Annotated in this window: 23 protein-coding genes and 1 pseudogene; 9 read left to right on the forward strand and 15 right to left on the reverse strand. The window is 38.1% G+C overall.

Annotated features, from left to right (window positions below):
* Positions 1-54: 54 nt before the first annotated feature.
* The 4 genes from CKV78_RS08140 to rpe form a co-directional block, all read right to left on the reverse strand.
* The gene (locus tag CKV78_RS08140; protein WP_407946524.1) at positions 55-2,556 is read right to left on the reverse strand and encodes a TonB-dependent receptor domain-containing protein; all 2,502 of its coding nucleotides are present in this window, start codon (positions 2,554-2,556) and stop codon (positions 55-57) included.
* A gap of 211 nt (positions 2,557-2,767) precedes the next feature.
* Positions 2,768-3,766 (reverse strand): tryptophan--tRNA ligase, encoded by a 999-nt coding sequence (trpS, locus tag CKV78_RS08145; RefSeq protein WP_005763752.1) that lies wholly within the window; start codon positions 3,764-3,766, stop codon positions 2,768-2,770.
* 9 nt (positions 3,767-3,775) lie between these two features.
* A complete protein-coding gene (locus CKV78_RS08150) occupies positions 3,776-4,450 on the reverse strand; it encodes a phosphoglycolate phosphatase (protein ID WP_005763754.1) in 675 nt (224 codons plus the stop codon).
* Between the two features lie 18 nt (positions 4,451-4,468).
* The gene (gene rpe, locus CKV78_RS08155) at positions 4,469-5,137 is read right to left on the reverse strand and encodes a ribulose-phosphate 3-epimerase (protein WP_005763756.1); all 669 of its coding nucleotides are present in this window, start codon (positions 5,135-5,137) and stop codon (positions 4,469-4,471) included.
* Positions 5,138-5,240: 103 nt separating this feature from the next.
* On the opposite strand from rpe, the gene CKV78_RS08160 reads away from it, so the two are divergent.
* The 4 genes from CKV78_RS08160 (at position 5,241) to dtd (ending at position 7,828) form a co-directional block, all read left to right on the forward strand.
* Positions 5,241-5,873: a LysE/ArgO family amino acid transporter gene (locus CKV78_RS08160; RefSeq protein WP_032855433.1), complete on the forward strand. Its 633-nt coding sequence runs from the start codon at positions 5,241-5,243 to the stop codon at positions 5,871-5,873.
* Positions 5,874-5,976: 103 nt separating this feature from the next.
* A complete protein-coding gene (locus tag CKV78_RS08165) occupies positions 5,977-6,450 on the forward strand; it encodes a YchJ family protein (RefSeq protein ID WP_032855435.1) in 474 nt (157 codons plus the stop codon).
* Entirely contained in the window at positions 6,447-7,397 is a 951-nt protein-coding gene (locus CKV78_RS08170; protein WP_005763763.1) for a virulence factor BrkB family protein, read from the forward strand. Before CKV78_RS08165 ends, CKV78_RS08170 begins: the two co-directional genes overlap by 4 nt.
* A complete protein-coding gene (gene dtd, locus CKV78_RS08175) occupies positions 7,394-7,828 on the forward strand; it encodes a D-aminoacyl-tRNA deacylase (RefSeq protein ID WP_005763765.1) in 435 nt (144 codons plus the stop codon). The genes CKV78_RS08170 and dtd overlap by 4 nt, the downstream gene beginning before the upstream one ends.
* A gap of 212 nt (positions 7,829-8,040) precedes the next feature.
* On the opposite strand, the gene nlpD is transcribed toward dtd, so the two are convergent.
* From nlpD to icd, 10 genes are all read right to left on the reverse strand, one after another.
* Positions 8,041-9,468, reverse strand: coding sequence for a murein hydrolase activator NlpD (gene nlpD / locus CKV78_RS08180; protein ID WP_005763767.1), 1,428 nt, complete (start codon positions 9,466-9,468; stop codon positions 8,041-8,043).
* 32 nt (positions 9,469-9,500) lie between these two features.
* Positions 9,501-9,665, reverse strand: coding sequence for a putative periplasmic lipoprotein (locus CKV78_RS10560; protein WP_005763769.1), 165 nt, complete (start codon positions 9,663-9,665; stop codon positions 9,501-9,503).
* Between the two features lie 13 nt (positions 9,666-9,678).
* Positions 9,679-10,254 carry a YqaA family protein gene (locus tag CKV78_RS08185; protein ID WP_032855438.1) on the reverse strand — a complete coding sequence of 192 codons (576 nt, stop codon included), beginning with the start codon at positions 10,252-10,254 and terminating at the stop codon, positions 9,679-9,681.
* A gap of 32 nt (positions 10,255-10,286) precedes the next feature.
* Positions 10,287-11,027 carry a 5'/3'-nucleotidase SurE gene (gene surE, locus CKV78_RS08190; protein ID WP_005763773.1) on the reverse strand — a complete coding sequence of 247 codons (741 nt, stop codon included), beginning with the start codon at positions 11,025-11,027 and terminating at the stop codon, positions 10,287-10,289.
* Between the two features lie 86 nt (positions 11,028-11,113).
* Positions 11,114-11,629, reverse strand: coding sequence for a tetratricopeptide repeat protein (locus tag CKV78_RS08195; RefSeq protein ID WP_032855505.1), 516 nt, complete (start codon positions 11,627-11,629; stop codon positions 11,114-11,116).
* Positions 11,630-11,666: 37 nt separating this feature from the next.
* Complete coding sequence (truD, locus tag CKV78_RS08200; RefSeq protein ID WP_005763777.1) at positions 11,667-12,674, reverse strand: tRNA pseudouridine(13) synthase TruD; 1,008 nt, start codon at positions 12,672-12,674, stop codon at positions 11,667-11,669.
* The gene (gene ispF, locus CKV78_RS08205) at positions 12,674-13,150 is read right to left on the reverse strand and encodes a 2-C-methyl-D-erythritol 2,4-cyclodiphosphate synthase (RefSeq protein ID WP_005763779.1); all 477 of its coding nucleotides are present in this window, start codon (positions 13,148-13,150) and stop codon (positions 12,674-12,676) included. The genes truD and ispF overlap by 1 nt, the downstream gene beginning before the upstream one ends.
* A gap of 8 nt (positions 13,151-13,158) precedes the next feature.
* Positions 13,159-13,881 carry a 2-C-methyl-D-erythritol 4-phosphate cytidylyltransferase gene (gene ispD / locus CKV78_RS08210; RefSeq protein ID WP_005763780.1) on the reverse strand — a complete coding sequence of 241 codons (723 nt, stop codon included), beginning with the start codon at positions 13,879-13,881 and terminating at the stop codon, positions 13,159-13,161.
* 5 nt (positions 13,882-13,886) lie between these two features.
* Positions 13,887-14,165: a cell division protein FtsB gene (gene ftsB, locus CKV78_RS08215; protein WP_005763782.1), complete on the reverse strand. Its 279-nt coding sequence runs from the start codon at positions 14,163-14,165 to the stop codon at positions 13,887-13,889.
* A 161-nt stretch (positions 14,166-14,326) separates the two neighbouring features.
* The gene (gene icd / locus CKV78_RS08220; RefSeq protein ID WP_005763784.1) at positions 14,327-15,574 is read right to left on the reverse strand and encodes an NADP-dependent isocitrate dehydrogenase; all 1,248 of its coding nucleotides are present in this window, start codon (positions 15,572-15,574) and stop codon (positions 14,327-14,329) included.
* 308 nt (positions 15,575-15,882) lie between these two features.
* Between icd and rluE the strand changes: the two are divergent.
* From rluE to CKV78_RS08235, 3 genes and pseudogenes are all read left to right on the forward strand, one after another.
* Positions 15,883-16,488 (forward strand): annotated as a pseudogene (gene rluE, locus CKV78_RS08225) (23S rRNA pseudouridine(2457) synthase RluE); the annotation flags it as partial.
* 9 nt (positions 16,489-16,497) lie between these two features.
* Positions 16,498-16,950 carry an NUDIX hydrolase gene (locus CKV78_RS08230; RefSeq protein WP_005763788.1) on the forward strand — a complete coding sequence of 151 codons (453 nt, stop codon included), beginning with the start codon at positions 16,498-16,500 and terminating at the stop codon, positions 16,948-16,950.
* Between the two features lie 21 nt (positions 16,951-16,971).
* Positions 16,972-17,892, forward strand: coding sequence for a PIN domain-containing protein (locus CKV78_RS08235; protein WP_005763790.1), 921 nt, complete (start codon positions 16,972-16,974; stop codon positions 17,890-17,892).
* A gap of 81 nt (positions 17,893-17,973) precedes the next feature.
* Here the strand turns inward: CKV78_RS08235 and tal are convergent, their stop codons facing one another.
* Complete coding sequence (gene tal, locus CKV78_RS08240) at positions 17,974-18,927, reverse strand: transaldolase (protein ID WP_005763792.1); 954 nt, start codon at positions 18,925-18,927, stop codon at positions 17,974-17,976.
* A 157-nt stretch (positions 18,928-19,084) separates the two neighbouring features.
* Here tal and CKV78_RS08245 point away from each other — a divergent pair, with 157 nt between their 5' ends.
* The gene (locus tag CKV78_RS08245; protein WP_005763794.1) at positions 19,085-19,636 is read left to right on the forward strand and encodes a DNA-3-methyladenine glycosylase I; all 552 of its coding nucleotides are present in this window, start codon (positions 19,085-19,087) and stop codon (positions 19,634-19,636) included.
* Positions 19,637-19,698: 62 nt separating this feature from the next.
* Positions 19,699-22,044 carry an LPS assembly protein LptD gene (gene lptD / locus CKV78_RS08250; RefSeq protein ID WP_005763796.1) on the forward strand — a complete coding sequence of 782 codons (2,346 nt, stop codon included), beginning with the start codon at positions 19,699-19,701 and terminating at the stop codon, positions 22,042-22,044.
* The last annotated feature ends 39 nt before the right edge of the window (positions 22,045-22,083 follow it).

Consider the following 22,083-nt stretch of genomic DNA (forward strand, 5'->3'; position numbering starts at 1 on the left):
GCACAAAAACCGCACCTCATCACAAAGTGCGGTTATTATACATAATGTTTATGATCAGAAACGATACTCTACACCAAGATGTAAAGTTCGACCAGGTGCGGTATTTAACCCCATATTATTTACATCTAAATAATAACGATTAAATACATTATCCATTGTCATCGTGAATTTAAGATGCTCAGATACATTATAGTTCGCATATAAATCCACTAAAGAGTAAGGTGCCCACTCAATACTTGAAGTATTCACAAAACGCTCGGCTGAAAGCACTGGTACAAGACGTTTACTATAATAGCTATAACGAGCGCCAATATCTAATTGCTCATTTAGCCAGCGTGAACCTAATGTAATATGTAAATTTAAGCGAGGAGGAACAGCATTATTTAGATTACTACGATAAACATAACCTGAATTACATTGTGCTTCTTTTCCTGCTTGTTCAGGCGTTAAACAAAATTGTGTTTTTGTATAATAAGTGCCGGATAACTTCGTATAAAACTTACGCATATCGTAATAAGCTGATGCTTCAAAACCCGTGAACTGAGCACTTTGAATATTTAAAGTTTGCGTGATACCACTTTTACGATCAAAGCTTCGAGTTAAGTAATCATCCACATTGTTATGAAAATAGGCTAATTTAAAACCAACAACATTATCTCTATTGCCAATATTTTCGTAAAATCCATTGATACCTAATTCCCAATTTTTAGCACGCTCAGCCTTAAGACGCTCTAAATTATCTGCTGTTGATTGCATACTCCAACCTTTAGTTGCTTGGAATAAACTTGGTGAACGCAGTGATTGCGCATATTTCACGTAAAGCGTAGTGCCTTTCATAATTTCTGAACTGAGCATCACAATCGGTGAAAATCCTTTATTTTTAATTGGTTCTTGTTTATGCACAACATATTTATATTGCGGTATAAAATCAATTCTACCGTCTGGACGAGGTACTGGTTTATCACCAATATGCACTTTTTCTTCTCGTACAACATAATCATAAATTGTTGAGCGCATATAACGTAATCCAACGTCAGCTTTTAGCCAAGATACAAATGGATAACTCACATTAATAAATGCACTCATTTCTTTCCGTTTACCATCACGAACATAGAGTGGGGCAATCGCATTATCGGGATAGCCTTTTTCTCTGACTCTTTGCAACGCATTACGAGGTGGATAAATACGCTCATAGTTATGCGCAACACCATATTTCAGAGTTAAAGGTTGGTTGTTAATTTGAAAAATACTTGTGTTAGCAATACTCAATCCTTTTTGTTTTGAAATCAAAAAGTGAGCATGGCGACTAGATAATGAATAGCCATATTCTTCAATAAGTGGAGTAAAATTTGATGAGTCACTATGTGTATAATAAGTATTGATATTCAAATTTATATAGGGATTATTCGGGTTATATTGATAACTTAAATTATAGTTATCTACCTTCACTTCTGTCCCCTCACCTTGCAGTGCACCATAAGCCCTAAAATTTAAAATTGAACTCATGATTTCACCGAAATGGCTACGATAATGACGATATGCTATCCCTAAACGATGCTCACTATTATAAAAATTGACTTTCGCTAAATAGGAGTCATTATTTTGTGATGTATTCAGGGCTTCTTCACCAGGACGATAAAGTGTGCTTCGGTTTTCCTTAAATGACAGTATACCTAATTCAACTTCTTCATGTTTACGTGGTTCTTCAACCTCAACATAATCTTCTTCAAATTTAATATTATCAATTTGTGGTGTTTGCCCATGCCTTCCCACAAAGTAGTTTCCTTGTTTACGCTTAGCATATGCTAAGACAAAATCAGCATTATCCCATTTTTTAGCAAATGCAATACTGTAATTATAAGAGTTGAAATCAAGTCCATGAGAAGAATAACGTGCATTGGGCGCATAAGTTTGTGCTTTGCATAATCCCGTTGTATTGCTAAGACATTTATGAATATACCTTGTTTGATAACCCCCTCTAGTATAATTTGCAGGAGGTGCAACAGTATTTGTCATTGTGCCTAGTTTTAAGCGAACGCCCCAATCTTTACCTTCTGTAACAATGTCTTTCCAGCTAATCGTATTCATACGTACAACACCACCAATGGCACCTGTTGCATCATTCGCTAAAGAAGGTCCTTTCTCAATCTCAACTTGGCTTATTAAATCAGGATCTAAGTATGTACGTGTCGATGAGCCAGCATAGCCTTGCCAAGATGGGACTGACTGTAATCCATTATCTACCCAAACAGGTACTCTATTTTCATTGGCGATACCTCTAATATTGACTGAAAGTGCACCACTATTACGCTTATTCCCAACAATCACACTTGGTACACCTGATAGAAAGTCTCCAACAGAGCTTCCTCTAAACTGAGTAATTTCAGATTGAGTTAAATAAGAATAAGAGCCAGCAGACAAGTAAGTTTTGATCAAGCTCTCATCATACTCTCCACCTTTTTCACTCTCATTAACATGAATAGTCTCTAATTTATTTATGGTTGTTTTTTCTGTGTTGGACTCAGCAAAAGCAACTGTTGGTATTGCTAAAACCATACTGAAGCTTAAACTAAGTGAACCTACCAGCACTTTCTGTTGCATGTTTTCTCCTTATTTTTACTAAATGATAATGAATATCATTACAATCTATCGATATTTTTAAGGGAATGCAATCCTCTATCATAAAAACTCTTTTTTATGATAGAAATAAAAAAACCGCACTTTTTACTCCAAAGTGCGGTTCAGTTTTAAAAGATAAGTGAAGTAATTACGCTACAAAACCAACAGCTTGGTAAACAGCATCTAAAGTTTTCTTCGCACGTTCACGCGCTTTTTCTGCCCCTTCACGAGCAATTTTATTTAGCAACTCTTCGTTATTGCGGAAATGATGGAAACGTTCTTGTAATGTAATTAGCATTGCTGATACTTCATCTGCTACAGCACCTTTCAAGTGACCATACATTTTGCCTTCAAATTCTGCTTCAAGCTCTGAGATAGATTTGCCTGTTACACCAGATAAAATATCTAATAAGTTAGACACGCCCGCTTTGTTTTTCACATCATAGCGAACGACAGGTGGCTCATCTGAGTCTGTCACCGCACGTTTGATTTTCTTCGCAACAGCTTTTGGATCTTCTAATAAACCAATTACGTTATTGCGATTCTCGTCTGATTTTGACATTTTCTTTTCAGGTTCAAGCAATGACATTACACGTGCCCCTGCTTTCGGAATAAACGGCTCTGGCACCGCAAATAAGTCGCCATACAGCGCATTAAAACGGTTTGCAATATCACGTGTGATTTCTAAATGTTGTTTTTGGTCTTCACCAACAGGGACTTGATTTGCTTGATATAACAAAATATCTGCAGCCATTAACACGGGGTAAGTGAATAAACCAACATTGATATTTTCTGCGTGGCGAGCAGATTTATCTTTGAATTGTGTCATTCGCCCCATTTCACCGAAATAAGTATAGCAATTGAGTATCCAAGCTAATTGTGTGTGTTCTGGCACGTGTGATTGGATAAAAATAGTGCTTTTTTCAGGATCAATCCCACAAGCTAAATAAAGTGCTAATACATCTAAGGTGGCTTTACGCAATGCAGCAGGATCTTGACGAACAGTAATCGCATGTAAATCTACGATACAGAATAAACATTCATAATCATCTTGCATTTTGACCCATTGACGTAAAGCACCAAGATAGTTACCAATTGTCAGTTCTCCCGATGGCTGTACACCACTTAATACAACAGGTTTTGTCATTGTTATTCCTTATTTTAAAATCGTTAAAATATCTGCAAAATCATCAAACACCCAATCTGGATTTGCCTCAGAAATTGGAATGTTATAGTTGTAGCCATAAGTTAAACCAACCACTGGGCAGCCTGCTGAATGTGCAGCTAAAATATCATTTTTAGAATCGCCTACAAATAAAATTTGTTTTGGATATAAGCCAAATTTACCACATAAATAATACAATGGCGCTGGGTGTGGCTTAATCGCTGGTAAAGATTGTCCGCCTAATAGCTCGCTAAATAAATGGTCGATACCAAATGCAGCTAACACTGGTTGAACGTGTTTTGTTGGCTTGTTGGTCACCACAGCTAAGGTGTAACCTTGTGCTTTTAGTTGTTCCAACGTGTCTTTCACATTCGGATACAAACGACTTACATTGCATAAGTTTTCACCATAATAGAAACCAAAACGGCGTTTTACTTCACGAATTTGTTCATCATTCAGGTTTTTACCTGTTTGCTCTTTTGCCCATTCTAAAGCACGAGCAATTAAAATATCTGCACCATTACCAATCCAAGTGAGCACCAATTCTTCTGATGCTTGGGGTAAATCAAATTCCGCTAACGCTGAATTCACCGAGAGTGCCAAATCTGGCAAGCTATTGACTAAGGTGCCATCAAGGTCAAAGCCAATCAATTTAAATTGTGTCATTTTCTACCGCACTTTTTATTAAACAGTTGCTAATTGTTGACGCATTTCGTCAATCACTTTCTTATAATCTGGCTGATCAAAAATTGCAGAACCAGCAACAAACATATCAGCACCGGCTTTCGCAATTTCCGCAATATTATTTACTTTAACACCGCCGTCGACTTCCAAGCGAATATCAAAACCGCTATCGTCAATACGCTTGCGCACTTCACGCAACTTATCTAAAGTGCTTGGAATGAAAGATTGTCCACCAAAACCTGGGTTAACTGACATCAATAAAATAACGTCAACTTTATCCATTACATAATCTAAATAGCTTAGTGGTGTTGCCGGATTAAACACAAGACCTGATTTACAACCACAATCACGCACTAGCTGTAACGAGCGATCAATATGTTCTGTCGCTTCGGGATGAAAAGTGATGTAAGTTGCTCCTGCTTTAGCAAAATCTGGAATTATGCGATCAACAGGTTTCACCATTAAATGCACATCAATTGGCGCAGTAATACCGTAATCACGCAGTGCCTTACATATAGGAGGACCGAAAGTTAAGTTTGGTACGTAGTGATTATCCATTACATCAAAATGGATAATATCCGCACCAGAATTTAAAACATTTTGAACATCTTCACCTAAACGGGCTAAATCCGCAGATAAAATAGAAGGTGCAATTAAATAAGGTTTCATCGTTGACCTCACTTGTTAACAAGTTGTTAAACTAAACGCTTGCAAAGCGAAAATATTGCGTTTAGTGTACTACTTTATGTTTGAATTATTAAGGAAATTCTTTATGGAACAGTTTTTACAAGGATTTTTTGTCACCTCTGGTTTGATTATAGCAATCGGGGCACAAAATGCGTTTGTATTGAAACAAGGATTACTTAAACAAAATATTCTTTCAGTGATTTTAACCTGCTTTATTTGCGACATTGTTTTGATTTCATTAGGCGTATTAGGTCTAGGCTCACTCATTAGCCAAAGCCCAATGGCAATAGTCTCGCTCGCATTTTTAGGTAGTACATTTTTGCTTTTTTATGGTTTAAAAGCCTTTCTTTCCGCTTATCAAGGCAATGCCTCCCTTGCACTCGAAGAACAAGAAAATACACCTCAACGAAGCATACACGCCGTGATTGCAACCTTATTGATTACGCTACTGAACCCACACGTTTATTTAGATACTGTCGTGATTTTAGGTGGGATTGCTGGTACCTTGGCATTTGATGAAAAATTGCTTTTTTTAGGTGGTTCATTGTTAATGTCAGCATTATGGTTTTTCAGCTTAGGTTATGGTGCAAGATTATTAATCCCATTTTTCCGCAGACCAATTACTTGGCGCATTCTAGATCTCGTAATTGGTGTGATCATGTGGGCAATTGCTATCAGCTTGATACATTATGGCATCACTTTATTTAAGACGTTATAGAACAAAATCAATTAAAAGAAATAAAGATGAGAAGATAAATTGTTTTTCAATCAACAATGCCTTTGCTACAATTTTGACCTAATCTAAAAATGAAATGAGCAAAATGACCCAAAATTTAACCGCACTTTGTCCCTGTCAATCAGGTCAAATTTATCAAGATTGCTGTGCACGATTCCATCAACAACAGCAATTTCCCACCAATGCAGTACAATTGATGCGTTCTCGCTATACCGCCTACGTATTGAAAAATATTGATTATATTGTGCAAACCACTGTACCAAGTCAGCAACATTTACTGCCAATTTCAGAATTAAAAGACTGGGCGGAACAAACACAATGGGTAGGATTAACCATTATCAAACATGAACGACTGTCTAAAACCCACAGTACAGTTGAGTTTGATGCACACTTTGCCTGTGATAAAGGCTCACAAGTACATAATGAGAAATCGCTGTTTGTGAATATTGAAGAGCGTTGGTATTTTGTCGATCCAACAGTTCCGTTACCTACAATGAAACAGCCTTGTCTTTGTGGCTCAAATAAAAAATTCAAACATTGTTGTGGAGGTTTACTGTGAACAACATTTTTAAAAATACCTTACTTTTCTCAAAATTGTTTTGGCTTCGTTTTCAACAAAATAAATTAAGCCAAGCTGCCGGTTATTTAACTTATAGTACAATGCTAGCGCTAGTACCGCTGGTAATGGTAGTGTTTTCTGTATTTTCTGCCTTCCCTGTTTTTAACGAGGTTACAGGGGAATTAAAAGGCTTTATTTTCGACAATTTTGCACCACAAGCTAGTGATATGGTAGGGCAATATATTGATGAATTTGTCAGTAATTCCAAGCAAATGAGTGCTGTCGGTGTAATCAGTTTAGTAGTTGTCGCATTAATGTTAATTAACTCTATTGATCGTACACTTAACTCAATTTGGCACGATACTACCATTCGTCCCCTCGTCTTTTCATTTGCCATTTATTGGCTAATTTTGACACTAGGTCCACTACTAATTGGCGCAAGTATTGGTGTGAGCTCTTACATTGCCACAATGTTGAATGAAAACATTTCATTGCCATTTGGTCTAAAACTGCTGAGTTTTGTGCCATTCTTTTTAACGTGGTTGATCTTCACTTTGATTTACAGCGTTGTGCCAAATAAAAAAGTAAAAATTACTCATTCAGCTATTGGGGCATTAGTTGCAGCAGTTTTCTTCACATTGGGTAAACAAGCATTCCTTTGGTATGTCACTAATTTCCCATCATATCAATTAATTTATGGTGCGATGGCGACCTTGCCAATTATGTTATTATGGATCCAGCTCAGCTGGGTGGTGATTCTAATTGGTGCACAATTAGCTTCTGTACTAGCTGACTACAGCTTGTGTAAGAAAGGTGAAATAAGCGTTGAGGAGCTTGTAGAAGCGGATACTAGCGAACCGGCATTACAACAAAAAATCAAAAAAACTGAACTAGAACTTAAAGCAGAAATTGCACAACGCAAACAACTACTGGAGAAACAAGGATGATTGCATTGATTCAGCGTGTTACGCAGGCAAAAGTGGAAGTTGATAATCAAATTGTTGGTGAAATTGGACAAGGTTTATTAGTCTTACTCGGCGTACAAAAAGAAGATGATAAAACCAAAGCCGATCGTCTAATCGAAAAAGTGCTTAATTATCGTGTGTTTGGTGATGAAGAAGGCAAGATGAACCTCAATGTGCAACAAATTAATGGACAGGTGTTGGTAGTCTCTCAATTTACTTTAGCTGCCGATACACAAAAAGGTTTACGTCCAAGTTTTTCTCGCGGTGCACCACCAGCCCTTGCAGAAGAATTATATGATTATGTAGTGCAAAAGTGCGGTGAGAAAATTAAAACATCTAGCGGTCAATTTGCCGCAGATATGCAAGTGAGCTTAACTAATGATGGTCCAGTTACATTTTGGTTAGAAATATAAAAATAATTTGTTAGAACAGTTAAATATTTTTATGTTGTGTGAACATATTCAATGCCAAAAATTAATAAAATTGAGCAAATATCAGTAAGGATAGAATAAACCTATATACTTCAGATTGTTTTAAAAATATCGATATTCTTAAAAAACGTAAATCAGTTAAAAAAATAAAAAACCACATTTATTTATTAAATGTGGTTTTTTAGAAAAATAACTTAGCGTTTTGGTAAATAACGCATTGGATCTACGGATTTTCCTTTATAGCGGATTTCAAAATGTAGCTTCACACTGTTAGTACCAGAACTGCCCATTTTAGCAATTTGTTGCCCAGCACTGACTTCCTGCTGATCTTTAACTAAAATGCTTTCATTATGCGCATACGCACTTAAATAATCATCATTATGTTTGATAATAATTAAGTTACCATAACCTCTTAACGCATTACCTGCATACACCACTCGACCGGCTGCTGCGGCATTAACTGATTGACCTCGTGAACCTGCAATATCAAGCCCTTTGTTTCCACCATCAGCAGTGGAGAAACCCTGAGTAATATTGCCTTTAGTTGGCCATTGCCACGCAACACTCGACATAACTTGTTTAGTTTCGTTTGTTGGTACTGGCACTGGTTGGTGTGCCACAGGCTGATTCACAGGCGACGTTTGTACCGGTGCAGATGGTGTACCTGCACCTGATTTAATTGGGCCGATTACTGAACCATCAGATCCGTATTGTGTACCGTTTGGACCCGGCGTATAAGTGACTTCTTGTTCTACAGGTTTTGAAACTGGTTGCGGTACCGGCTGCGTAACCACTGCAGTTTGTACAGGTTTACCATTAGATACACGTAATGTTTGCCCTACCGCTAAACGATATGGCTCAGACATATTATTTAGCGCAGCAAGATCTTTCACATCTAAACCCGAAATATACGCAATCAAGTACATTGTGTCACCTTTGCGCACCGTATAGGTTTCCCCCTTGTAAAAGCCTTTATCAATTTTACTGTAATCAGGCGTGTTAGTATTTGGATTACGTGGAATATCAAAATGCTGTGAAGTTATACCTTTAGTTACTGGAGCCGGCGCACCCGTTGAAGCCACAGGTGCTACTGAACTGGGGGAGTATGCATTTTTCCCATTAGACACTCGTAATACTTGACCTGTACTCAATGTATAAGGCTGAGACATATTATTTAACGCCGCTAATTCAGGTACCGTTAAACCTGAAATATAAGCAATTAAATACATACTATCGCCTTTGCGCACTGTATAGGTCTCGCCACGATATGAACCTTTTACAATTTTGCTATAATCCGGCTGACCTGTCGATGGATTACGAGGAATGTCAAATTGTTGTGAATTCATTGATACTGGCTGTGTAACAACCGGCTGAGTTACTGTTGGCATCGGTTGAGTCGGTGTCGAAGTCGGTTGATAAACTGGTTGATTCATTCCAGCTGGCATACTACCAGACTGCTGAATTTGAGGTTCCCAAGTACCGCCACTTGATGATGAATCCACTGGTTGCATAATACCTGGTGTTAATGTGCCATCTACACTTTCTACTGGTGCTGGCGCATTAGAGGTACAAGCTGACAGCATCGCAATACTGATAGGTAACAGTAAAAATGATTTTCTCATTGTTGAAATTCCTCTTTTTATTTCAATTCTTGTTAATGTTTTTGAATCTCAGGTAACCAACTTCCACCTTCTTGTGCGCCAGTTCCTGCTACAGGTTCCATAATTCCAGGTGTCAATGCATTCTCATCTTGTTCAACCGAAGAACTACAAGCACCAAGCACTAACACCATAGACAATAATAAAAACAATTTATTCATTTTTAACCTTAAATTATCGCCAAATTAAATAAACAACTACGGCAAGCACTACAACTGACCAGCCGACCAATTCTATTGAGCGGCGCAATTTCGCCGCAAATTTCTCACCACCCCAAGCGGCTAACTTAGCCACTAATAAAAATCGGGCTGCACGAGAAATAAATGCAGTAATCACAAATGGGAAAAACGCCATCTGCATTACGCCAGCACAAATAGTGAATACTTTATATGGAATTGGAGAAAATCCTGCTACAAAAACCACAAGCACGCCCCATTTTTCAAACCAAGAAATGGCCGTATCCCAATGGTGTTGATAGCCAAATTGTTGTACATAATGTTGTACCCAATCGACGGCGAAATAACCCAATCCATAACCAATAATTCCACCCAATACTGAAGCAATCGTAGTATACAATGCAAATCGCACTGCACTTTGTGGCTTCGACATTGACATTGGGATCAACATCACATCAGGTGGAATTGGGAAAAAAATCGCTTCAATAAAGCTTGTAAAAGATAAGAAAAATGCAGCATAACGATGTTTTGACCATTCCATCGTTTTGTCGTACATAGCACCAAAAATATTCAATTTACGTTTCCTAAAAAATAATCAAAATCAAATTATTCACTGTCTAACCAATCTTGTAAAGCTTGCAATGAATGATGAGCTGTCATATCCGCTTGAATTGGCGTGATTGACACATAGCCATTTTCGACAGCGTGGAAATCCGTGCCTTCTTGTCCACTGTCCACTAGGCCCGCCGGCCCAACCCAATAAATGGTTTCCTCACGAGGATCTGTCTGTTGAATAACTTCTGCCGCTACTGCACGATAGCCCAAATGACACACTTTAATTCCTTTAATTTCTTCATAAGGAATATCTGGTACATTAATATTGAGAATTTCACGTTTTCTCAAAATATTCCCGTGCAGTTTGGGGATCAAATCACATACCACTCTTGCAGCGGTTTCATAATGACGACGACCATCTAACGATACAGCAATCGCTGGTAAACCTAAATAACGTCCTTCTAACGCAGCTGCCACTGTGCCAGAATAGATCACATCATCACCTAAATTTACACCTGCATTAATGCCTGATACAACAAGATCCACCTTTCCTGACAAAAAACCATTTAAAGCAAGATAAACACAATCCGCAGGTGTACCATTAATGGAATAGTCACCATTTGGTAAACGTATTGGGCGCAAAGGGTGAGCTAAAGTTAATGAGCTTGAAGCAGCACTGCGATTACGATCTGGCGCAACAAGTGTCACGTCTGCAAACTTACGTAACTCCCGTGCGAGTGTTTGAATACCTTCAGCATAAACACCATCATCATTACTAAGAAGAATGTGCATTTATAAACTATCCTTATATTTTTTGTCTTATTAAAATTCGTTTATATTTTGTTGTTATTTAAAGTGCGGTATTTTTTCAAAAAGTTTTATTCCCAATCGCAACCTTCTTTCAAGCCAGCCTTACAAGCCTCTTTAAAATATATTTTGGCTCGCGCCCTATCACGCTCCACACCTTCACCATTGAAAAATAATGTCCCTAAATTGTATATCGCTCTAGGATCACCTTGCACCGCGGCTCGACTGTACCACCGATAGGCTTGTTTAAAATCTTGTGCAATGCCATCACCCTCACTGTACATAAGGGCTAAATGATATTGTGCATCTGGATGATTTTGCTCCGCAGATTTTTGATACCATTTCAAGGCTTGTCGCTTGTCTTGCTCAACACCATCACCGTCATCGTACATTCTCCCCACATTAAATTGGGCTGACATATCGCCTTGCTCTGCACGTGATAACCAGAGTTTGAAAGCTTCGGAATGCTCACCATTTTTATAGGCTTCAGCACCTTTTTCAAATATTGGGTCAGCAGGTAAACTCATAGTATTGGTTGAAATCACAACTAACATAAAACTAAACAGCAATGTTATCCATTTTTTCATCGTCATTCTTTGAGTAAAACGAAAATATAAAGCCATACTAAATCTCTCCAACATTTACTAATTCTCTCACCAATGCGGTGGCATAACTGCCCGCGGGCAAATAAAAATAAAGTTTCAAGCCTTCTTCAGTAAATACCCAATGCAAATCCTGTGCTTGCATTAAAATTGGACGGCGTGTGGCTTTCATTCGCTCTTGTGCCATTAGTTTTAATAAAGTGTGATGTTGACCAACAATTTGATTTTCGATATCAGTGGCTGGCTGATTTTGTTCGCCGATTAATGGAGCTGTGAGCAAAATATCTTGCTGTTCTAACCGCACTTGTAATGCATTTAAGTCTTCATTTTCATCTGCTTGAAACCAGCTGTGCGAACCTTGTAGCTGTAAAATATCGCCACGTAAAACTTGTTGAGCAAGCTGTAAATCAATACGCTCTGAAACTACTAAATTGAACACTTCGCTACGTGCTGCTGAAAGATAAAAACTGCGTTTTTTGCGGTCTTTCACTTTAATTTCACCTGTTGCCCAACGTAAGGCTTGCGTTAAATTATGCCCATCACGCCCAAAACGCTGTTCAGTGAAATAGTTTGGGAAACCAAATTTCTTTAAGTTTTCTAACCGCACTTTGAGCTCATCAGTTTCTTTAGCACCACGCAATAGAATTTCAAAATGATTACCATCAAGGCTACCTGTACGGATTTTACGGTTGTGGCGAGTCACTTCGAGAATTTCCACCCCCTCTAATTGGAATTGACTGAAATCTGGGGTAGGTTGTCCCGGCATTTGCAAGCAGAACCATTGTTCCGTCACTGCTTTGCGATCTTTTAAGCCTGCATAGCCCATATTACGCTCAGAAATGCCTACAAATTGCGCTAATTTTTCACCGACAAATAGTGTGTTGCAGTCCGTTTTACGCACTTTAACCGCAACAAATTCACCATCACCGGACATCTCATAACCAAGGTTTTCTTTCACTACAAAATCCGCACATTCTGCTTTCAAAAGTGCGGTTTGTTCTGGGCGAGTTTGTAAATAAGCCAATTCCATTAGATTTTCACCACCAGTGCAACCGCTTCACAAGCAATCCCTTCACCACGTCCAGTAAAACCTAAACGTTCGCTTGTCGTCGCTTTCACGTTCACTTGTTCAATATCACACGCCAAATCCTCAGCAATTGCTGCACGCATTGCATCAATATGCGGACGCATTTTAGGCGCTTGTGCGATGATCGTCACATCGACATTACCCACTTTATAGCCTTTCCCTTGCACTTGAGCATACGCCTCACGCAATAAACCTCGACTATCAGCACCTTTGTATTTCATATCAGTATCAGGAAAAAGCTTGCCGATATCGCCTAATGCCACAGAGCCAAGTAACGCATCTGTGAGAGCATGTAATGCGACATCACCGTCTGAATGTGCAAGCAAACCTCTTTCATAAGGAATTGCAACTCCGCCAATAATAATCGGGCCTTCGCCACCGAATGCATGTACATCAAAACCGTGACCAATTCGTATCATATCTTTTCCTATTTTGTTCTGTTTAAATAAAATTCTGCTAAAGCTAAATCTTCGGGGCGTGTCACTTTAATATTATCGCTACGCCCTGCCACCAAGTGCGGTCGAAACCCTGCAAATTCCATAGCTGATGCTTCGTCTGTGACTTGTAACCCCTGTGTTAACGCTTGCTCTAACGCTTGTGCCAGTGTTTCTATGGGGAAAAATTGAGGGGTTTGCGCCAGCCAAAGCTGTGAGCGATCTTCGGTGTGTTGAATTTGTAAGTTATCTAACGCACGTTTAATAGTATCTGTGGCTGGAATTGCCAAAATTGCGCCGTTTTCATCGTTCACTTGTACTAATTTATCGAGGTCTTGATGGGTTAAACAAGGACGCGCGGCATCGTGCACCATTACCCAAAAATCTTCTGAATTTTGCACCGCACTTTGTGCTTCATTTCTTATTGCGTTAATCCCATTTAACACTGAATCTGCACGATTTTCGCCCCCCTCAACCACTTGGATTTTAGGGTGTATTAATAAAGATAAGCTGGAAATATAAGGATCTTGTGGCGCAACAGCTAAGATAATTTTTTCAATCAAAGGATAGGTCAGCAGCACAGACAAAGTGTGTTCTAAAATGGTTTTCCCATTAATTTGCAGATATTGTTTTGGTTTATCTGCTTGCATACGACTGCCAATGCCCGCCGCAGGCACCACAGCGACAATCTTACGTTTTGGCTCACATTTCAACATTGCTATTATTTATGTTCTTTCACAATATGATAAAAAGTTTCGTCTGGTTTCACCATTTCGTGCTGAAAACGTGCACGTTCTTCAATGGCTTCCACGCCTTGTTTGAGATCTTTAATTTCTGCCGCGATAACTTGGTTGCGCTGTGACAGTTTTTCATTTTCTTGTTTATGTTGAGCAATTTGCTGGGCCGTTTGCTTGTAATCCAAATAGCCATTCTTGCCAAACCAAAAATCATATTGGAATAGCAATAACACAGCGACTAATAAAAAAATAAATAAACGCATCGTTCTTCTGCCCGTAAATAACAAAGTATTTAGTTTACCGTGAAATGAGAAAAAATACCGCACTTATCCAGAAAATTAAGGTAAATTTTTATGATAAACTTAGCAAAAAGCCCCATTATTCTTACAAACAATGGGGCTGATTTTTTAATCAATAATTTTATTTACATATTTGCCACAATATCTTTCGCAAATTCAGAAGTTGAACGTAACTTTGCACCTTCTAACATTTCTGCAAAATCAAATGTTACAGTTTTATCTGCAATGGTTTTCGATACTGCTTTTACCACTAAATCAGCAGCCTCTAACCAGCCTAAATGGCGTAACATCATTTCACCACTTAAAATCAATGAGCCTGGATTGCCTTTATCTTGACCCGCAATTTTCGGTGCAGTCCCATGAGTGGCTTCAAAAATTGCCGCTTCTGATCCAATATTTGCCCCCGGAGAAATCCCAATACCACCCACTTGAGCCGCTAACGCATCAGAGATATAGTCACCGTTTAAATTCAATGTTGCAATAACATCATATTCCGTTGGGTGAAGCAGAATTTCTTGCAAGAAGGCATCTGCAATGCTGTCTTTAATAATGATCTCTTTGCCTGATTTTGGATTTTTTAATTTCATCCAAGGACCGCCATCCAGCAATTCAGCACCAAATTCTTTCGCGACTTCATAACCCCACTCTTTAAATGCCCCTTCGGTAAATTTCATAATGTTACCTTTGTGCACGAGAGTGAGCGATTTGCGGTCATTGTCGATCACATATTGCAATGCAGCACGCACTAAACGTTGGGTGCCTTGTTTTGAAACTGGTTTAATACCAATGCCACAATCTTCAGTGAAACGGATTTTCTTCACGCCCATTTCTTTTTGTAAAAACTCAATTACTTTGTTCGCTTCTGCGGAGCCCGCTACCCATTCTACGCCTGCATAAATATCTTCGGAGTTTTCACGGAAAATCACCATATCCACAAGTTCAGGGTGTTTCACTGGGCTTGGTGTCCCTTCATAATAACGAATTGGACGTAAACAGTTATATAAATCTAATCCTTGACGCATTGCCACGTTAAGTGAACGAATGCCACCACCGACAGGGGTCATTAAAGGCCCTTTGATAGCCACGTGATAATCACGAATAAATTCCATTGTTTCATCTGGCAACCAAGTATTTTCACCATATACTTCATTCGCTTTGCCGCCCGCATAAATTTCCATCCACGAAATTTTACGCTTGCCCCCATAGGCTTTTTCCACTGCTGCATCAATGACAGTACGCATCGCAGGCGTTACATCTATACCGATACCATCGCCTTCAATAAATGGAATAATTGGATTATTAGGCACAATGAATGCGCCTTTTGCATCCAGTTGAATTTTTTCACCTTGTGGGATAACAACTTTTGATTGCATATGATTTCTTCCTTATTTTCTAACCTGTGGTAGTATAATTGTTCAATAGTAATTTACGTTATGAAAGAAGATTATTCTTACAAAACTATTGGAACCGGCTCAACTTCGCAAGTATTTATTAAAAAATTGTTAAAAAATTTCTTTATTTTTCGATCTAGATCCCATTTTCAGCTCGACTCTCTTTAAATATGAAAAAAAACGCCACGTTTAATACAAAAAATAGAAGAAACACTTCTCAGCATTCCCGTCCAAATAACTATAAAAGACCTAATCTTAAGGTAGCAAAAAGTGCGGTCAATTTTTATGAAAAAAAAGTCATTAGCTTTGCTGAAACAAAAGTGATTTTATTCAATAAACCCTATGATGTCCTCACGCAATTTAGCGATGAAAACGGGCGTGCAACCTTAAAAGATTTTATTCCAGTGTCGCAAGTTTATCCTGCCGGACGTTTAGACCGAGACAGTGAGGGTTTGGTCTTACTTACTAACAATGGTGAAATTCAACACCGTTTAGCTGAACCCAAATTCAAAACCGAAAAAACGTATTTCGCCCAAGTGGAAGCTATCCCGCAAGAGGTAGATTTAGAGCAACTTCGCCAAGGCGTGGTGCTCAACGATGGCAAAACATTGCCGGCAAAAGTGCGGTTGGTTTCTGAGCCAAATTGGTTGTGGGAACGCAATCCACCCATTCGTGAACGCAAAAACATTCCAACAAGTTGGCTAGAAATTAAAATTAGTGAAGGTCGCAACCGCCAAGTGCGCAGAATGACTGCTCATATTGGTTTTCCAACACTGCGTTTAATCCGTTATCAAATGGCATTATTTACTTTAGATAATCTGCCACAAGGGCAATATCGCCAGCTTTCTGAAGCAGAATTGACCGCACTTTATCAACAATTACAATTAAAAAAATAAGGACATCAAATGCATAAACCCAACGTTACACTTGCCTGTGTAGTACATTGCAAAGGCAAATTTTTATTTGTGGAAGAATTTGAACACGGTAAACTCACCTTAAACCAACCTGCAGGGCATTTAGAGGCAGACGAAAGCCTACTTGAAGGTGCAAAACGTGAGCTATTTGAAGAAACCGGCATTCAAGCAGAAATGCAAAGCCTGATAAAAATCTACCAATGGCACGCCCCACGCACCAAAACTGATTTTCTCCGTTTCACCTTTGCTATTGAACTCAATGATTGGCACCCAATTCACCCACAAGATCCCGACATCACTCGTGGTTTATGGCTGACCTTAGACGAATTTTACGACTATATTCAACACGAAGGGCAATGTGAGCGTAGTCCATTAGTGATTGAGTCAATCAAAGATTATTTGAAAGGCGAGTTTATTTCTGTACAATTATTGAAAGCATTTTAATCACACAAGGATGACCTTAAAATGAAATATGCGTTTATTGATTACGAAAATATTCATTCGTTAGATAACATTCAATTAAATGAATACGAAAAAGTTTATTTATTTTTAGGTGCTCAACAGCAATCCATAACACTTTCTGAAAAATTTAATGATCAAATTGAAATTCGTTTAGTGACAATAAGAGATGTTGCAAAAAATAATCTTGATTTCCATCTAGTATTTTTCCTTGGAAAATTAGATCAAGAAGTTGATAAAAAAATCGATTTTCATGTTATTTCTAAAGATAAAGGCTATCAAGGCATTTGTGATTATATTACTCACCAAAATAATGCTCGAAAATGCCAATTAATTTCGGTAGAAAATGGCAATATAGAAAAGAAAACAGAATCTAGCAAAACAGCAACAACATTAAATGTAAATCCCCCGAAAAATGAAAACCCTAAAAGTGAAATTTCTAAACCTAATCCAGTTACCATTGTACATGACGAAAATATTTCATTAATCGAAAATAAAATAAATAACTCTTTCTCAGCATACAAACAATTACTTGCTAAAACAGCAAATAAAAACTTACCAAGGACATTAGATAAACTAATCAATCATATTCGTTCACAAACTGATCTAAAACAACAAGATATCAATTCAGCTGAGCCATTGATTCAAGATGTAATAGAAAAGCTTAAACAGGGGAAAATCATAAAAGTAACGAATAACGATATTACTTATCTTACTGATATATCTGATTTCGATACTTACTATAGTTATTTATTTAGTAAGTCGAAAACAAGACGTCCTACAAAATTAACTGGCTTAAAAAATGATATTAAATCCAGATTAAATTTACGCAATAATCCAAAAGCAGTCGAAGATATCATTGTCCTTTTAAAATCAAATAATGTTATTCGAGATATTCAAGGTGAGAAAATAGAATACTTAAAATAGCACATCTGAATTTTTTCTTTATACGACAACAAAAAGTGCGGTCAAATTTGACCGCACTTTTTATCTTTTTTCAACTTAAAATTAGAATTTAGCTAATAACATTGCTTCTAATTTTTCTTGGTCAGCGGCGAATTTACGGATGCCGTCTGCTAATTTTTCCACTGCCATTGCATCACTATTATGTTGCCAATAGAACTCAGCTTCAGTTAATGGTTGTGGCTTCGCTTTCACTTCGCCTGTGTAGCTTAATTTACGTTCAAGTGCGTTAGTGTTTTCTTGTAACTCTTTTAACAACGCTGGTGCGATAGTTAAACGGTCACAACCTGCTAGTTCAGTAATTTCGCCTACGTTACGGAAACTTGCACCCATTACGATGGTTTTGTAACCGTGTTGTTTGTAGTAGTTGTAGATTTTAGTCACTGAAATTACACCTGGATCTTCTGCTGGTGCGTATTCTTTTTTGTCGCTGTTTGCTTTGTACCAGTCAAGAATACGGCCAACGAATGGAGAAATTAAGTAAACGCCAGCTTCTGCACACGCACGTGCTTGTGCTTCGGAGAATAATAGGGTTAAGTTACAGTTGATACCTTGTTTTTCAAGCTCTTCTGCTGCGCGGATACCTTGCCAAGTTGAAGCAATTTTGATCAGGATACGATCATTTGAAATACCCGCTTCGTTATAAAGTGCGATTAGTTTTTTCGCTTTTTCTATCGTTGCTGCGGTGTCGTAAGAAAGACGCGCATCAACTTCTGTTGAGATACGCCCTGGGACGATTTTTAAGATTTCCAAACCAATGTTTACCGCTAATTTATCTTCAGCATCAATTAATTGCTGTTTTGAACAATCGCTTTTTGATTTTGCATAAGCAATCGCTTCATCAATTAATGACGCATATTGTGGCAATGCTGAAGCACTTAAAATTAGAGATGGGTTTGTGGTTGCATCTTCAGGTTGGTATTTTTTAATTGCTTCAATGTCACCAGTATCAGCAACAACAACAGTCATATGGCGGAGAGAGTCAAGTTGTGTAGTCATAATTTTCCTCTATTTTGAATTACAATTCATTTGCTGTTAACTTGTATACAATAGCATATCAATGCAAAAATGGAATGATCTTTCTTTGTTTTTAAAGAGCAAACGCTTCACTTGCAAAGCATGAAAAAAACAGACTGAAATTTTGAGGGAGAAACGGATGAAAACACGCTGTGCTTGGGTAGGTAATACGCCGATTTATATTGATTATCATGATAATGAGTGGGGCAAACCTGAATATGATAGTTTGAAATTATTTGAGAAAATTTGTCTTGAGGGACAGCAAGCCGGTTTGTCTTGGATTACGGTGTTGAAAAAGCGTGAAAACTATCGCAATGCATTTCATCAATTTGATCCTGAAAAAATCGCAAAAATGACCGCACTTGATGTAGATAAACTGATGGAAGATGCGGGGTTGATCCGCCACCGTAAAAAGTTAGAGGCGATTATCACCAATGCGAAAGCCTATCTTGAGATGCAAAAGTGCGGTGAAAATTTCAGTGATTTTATTTGGGCGTTTGTGAATCATCAACCTCAAATTAATGATGTGCCTGACTTGTCTTGTGTACCGGCTAAAACTTTAACTTCCATTGCAATGTCTAAAGCCTTAAAAAAACGTGGTTTTGTCTTTGTAGGCGAAACTACCTGTTATGCATTTATGCAATCAATGGGGTTGGTGAATGACCACCTGAATAGTTGTTGCTGTAAATAATATGCCTTTCCCCTGATTTTCCAGTATAATCAGACTAATTTTTGATTACATATGGTTATCCAATGAAAAAAAATCCTTATTCACTTCTTTCTTTGGCAGTTTTGAGTGTGCTTTATAGTGGCTCAAGTGCTGCGGATCTGAAATTACAATGTCTAGCAGGCGTACCTCATTTCAAAGGTGAGTTAGTTGATGGAAACCCAAACGAGCTTCCTGTATATATTGAGGCAGATAAGGCAGAACTCACTCAATCCGTCAATGCCAAATATGAAGGTGATGTGGAAATTAAGCAAGGTAACCGTCATTTAAAAGCCGAATCTGCCGAAATTACCCAGCAAGGGCAAGGCAATAACTTGCAACGTTTAGCGCATATTTTGGGGAGTTTTCAATATAAAGATAACTTGATCAACCTAGACGGCACTGCGGCTGAAATCAATTTAAATAATAAAGACACCGATATTCAACAAGCCAATTATCACTTTGTTGGTCGCCAAGGAAGAGGCACAGCAGACAACATTGAGCTGCGTGAAAACCATAGAGTGATGAAAAATGCGACTTTCACCTCTTGCTTACCAAATGATAATGCTTGGTCAATTGAAGCTAAAGAAATGCGTCAGCATATCAAAGAAGAATATGCAGAAATGTGGCACGCACGCTTCAAAGTGCAGGGAGTGCCGATTTTCTATACACCATATTTACAGCTACCTATCGGAGATCGTCGTCGCTCTGGTTTATTAATGCCAACAGTGGGCACTTCAAGTCGCGATGGTTATTTCTACGCACAACCGTTCTACTGGAATATAGCACCGAACTTCGATAGTACATTCACGCCTAAATATATGTCAAAGCGTGGTTGGCAGCTTAACGGAGAATTCCGTTATTTAAGTCCAATAGGCGAAGGTAAAATTGCAGGTGAATACTTAGGCAGAGATAAATATCAAGCTTACTTAGCAAATGAGCGATCTCGCCATTTGTTCTATTGGACACATAACTCAAGTTTCTTAGCTAATTGGCGTTTAGATCTTGATTATACGCGCGTAAGCGATAGATATTATTTCACTGATTTTGATTCTGAATATGGTAATAGCACTGACGGTTATGCAAATCAACGAGCTCGTATTGCTTACTACCAACCTGATTACAATATTGCTTTATCCATTAAACAATTCCAAATCTTTGATGACATTGAAATTGGTCCATACCGTGCATTACCTCAGCTAGACATTAATTATTACAAAAACAATATTGCTAATTTAGTAGACTTCAAATTATTCTCACAAGCAGTACGTTTTGATAATAAAAGTCCTCTAGTGCCCAAAGCTTGGCGTTTCCACTTAGAGCCGAGTTTAAATCTACCGTTGTCTAATCGTTATGGTAGCTTAAATATCGAAACCAAATTGTATGCAACACACTACCAACAAAAATCAGGTAGTTCCCCTAATGCAGAAAAAGTGGAAGATAAAATTAACCGAGTATTACCGCAAGTAAAAGTAGATTTACAAACGGTCTTAGCAAGTAACCGCACTTTTATTGATGGCTACACACAAACGCTTGAACCACGTTTGCAATATTTGTATCGCCCTTATAAAGATCAAAGCCAAATTGGTTCTAAATTGAATAATGCTTATCTTGGTTTTGGTTACGACTCATCATTATTGCAACAAGATTATTTTGCGTTATTCCGTGAGCGTCGTTACAGTGGTTTGGATCGCATTGCCTCCGCAAATCAGGTGACTGTAGGTGGTTCAACTCGTATTTACGATAAATCAGGTAACGAGCGCTTCAACTTCTCTGCAGGTCAAATTTATTATTTGCAAGATTCACGTATTGATAATACGAAAGAAAACAGTACTTATGGTCGTTCATCTTCTTGGTCGTTAGAGTCAAACTGGAAAATTAATGATAAATGGCGTTGGCAAGGTAACTATCAATACGATACACGCTTGGATAAAGCCTCTTTAGGTAATTTCACCTTAGAATACAACCCAGAAGGCGACAATTTAGTTCAAGTGAGCTATCGCTATGCGAGCCAAGAATATATCGATCAGAACTTAACTAGTAATGCAAACCGCTATGGTCAAGATATTAAACAATTGGGCGTTGTACTTGCATGGGAATTAACAGATAACTGGGCGGTAGTAGCACGCCATTACCAAGATTTAGCACTCAAAAAACCAGTTGAACAATATCTTGGCGTGGAATATAGCACCTGTTGTTGGGCTGTTAATATTGGGGCAAAACGTAATGTAACTAGCAAGCCATACCAAAAAGATAACGAGATTTACTACGATAAAAGTATCGGTGTGAATTTTGAGCTACGAGGATTAGGTGAAAATGATCATAAATCTAATATTGAGAAAATGTTACAACGTGGGAAGTTACCTTATTTACAAGCTTTTAGCCTATATTGATCAAGTATTAAAAATACTAAAGGCGTTCAATTGAACGCC

Origin of the sequence: Pasteurella dagmatis (assembly GCF_900186835.1) — a bacterium.
In the GTDB taxonomy this organism is placed as follows: Bacteria; Pseudomonadota; Gammaproteobacteria; order Enterobacterales; family Pasteurellaceae; genus Pasteurella; species Pasteurella dagmatis.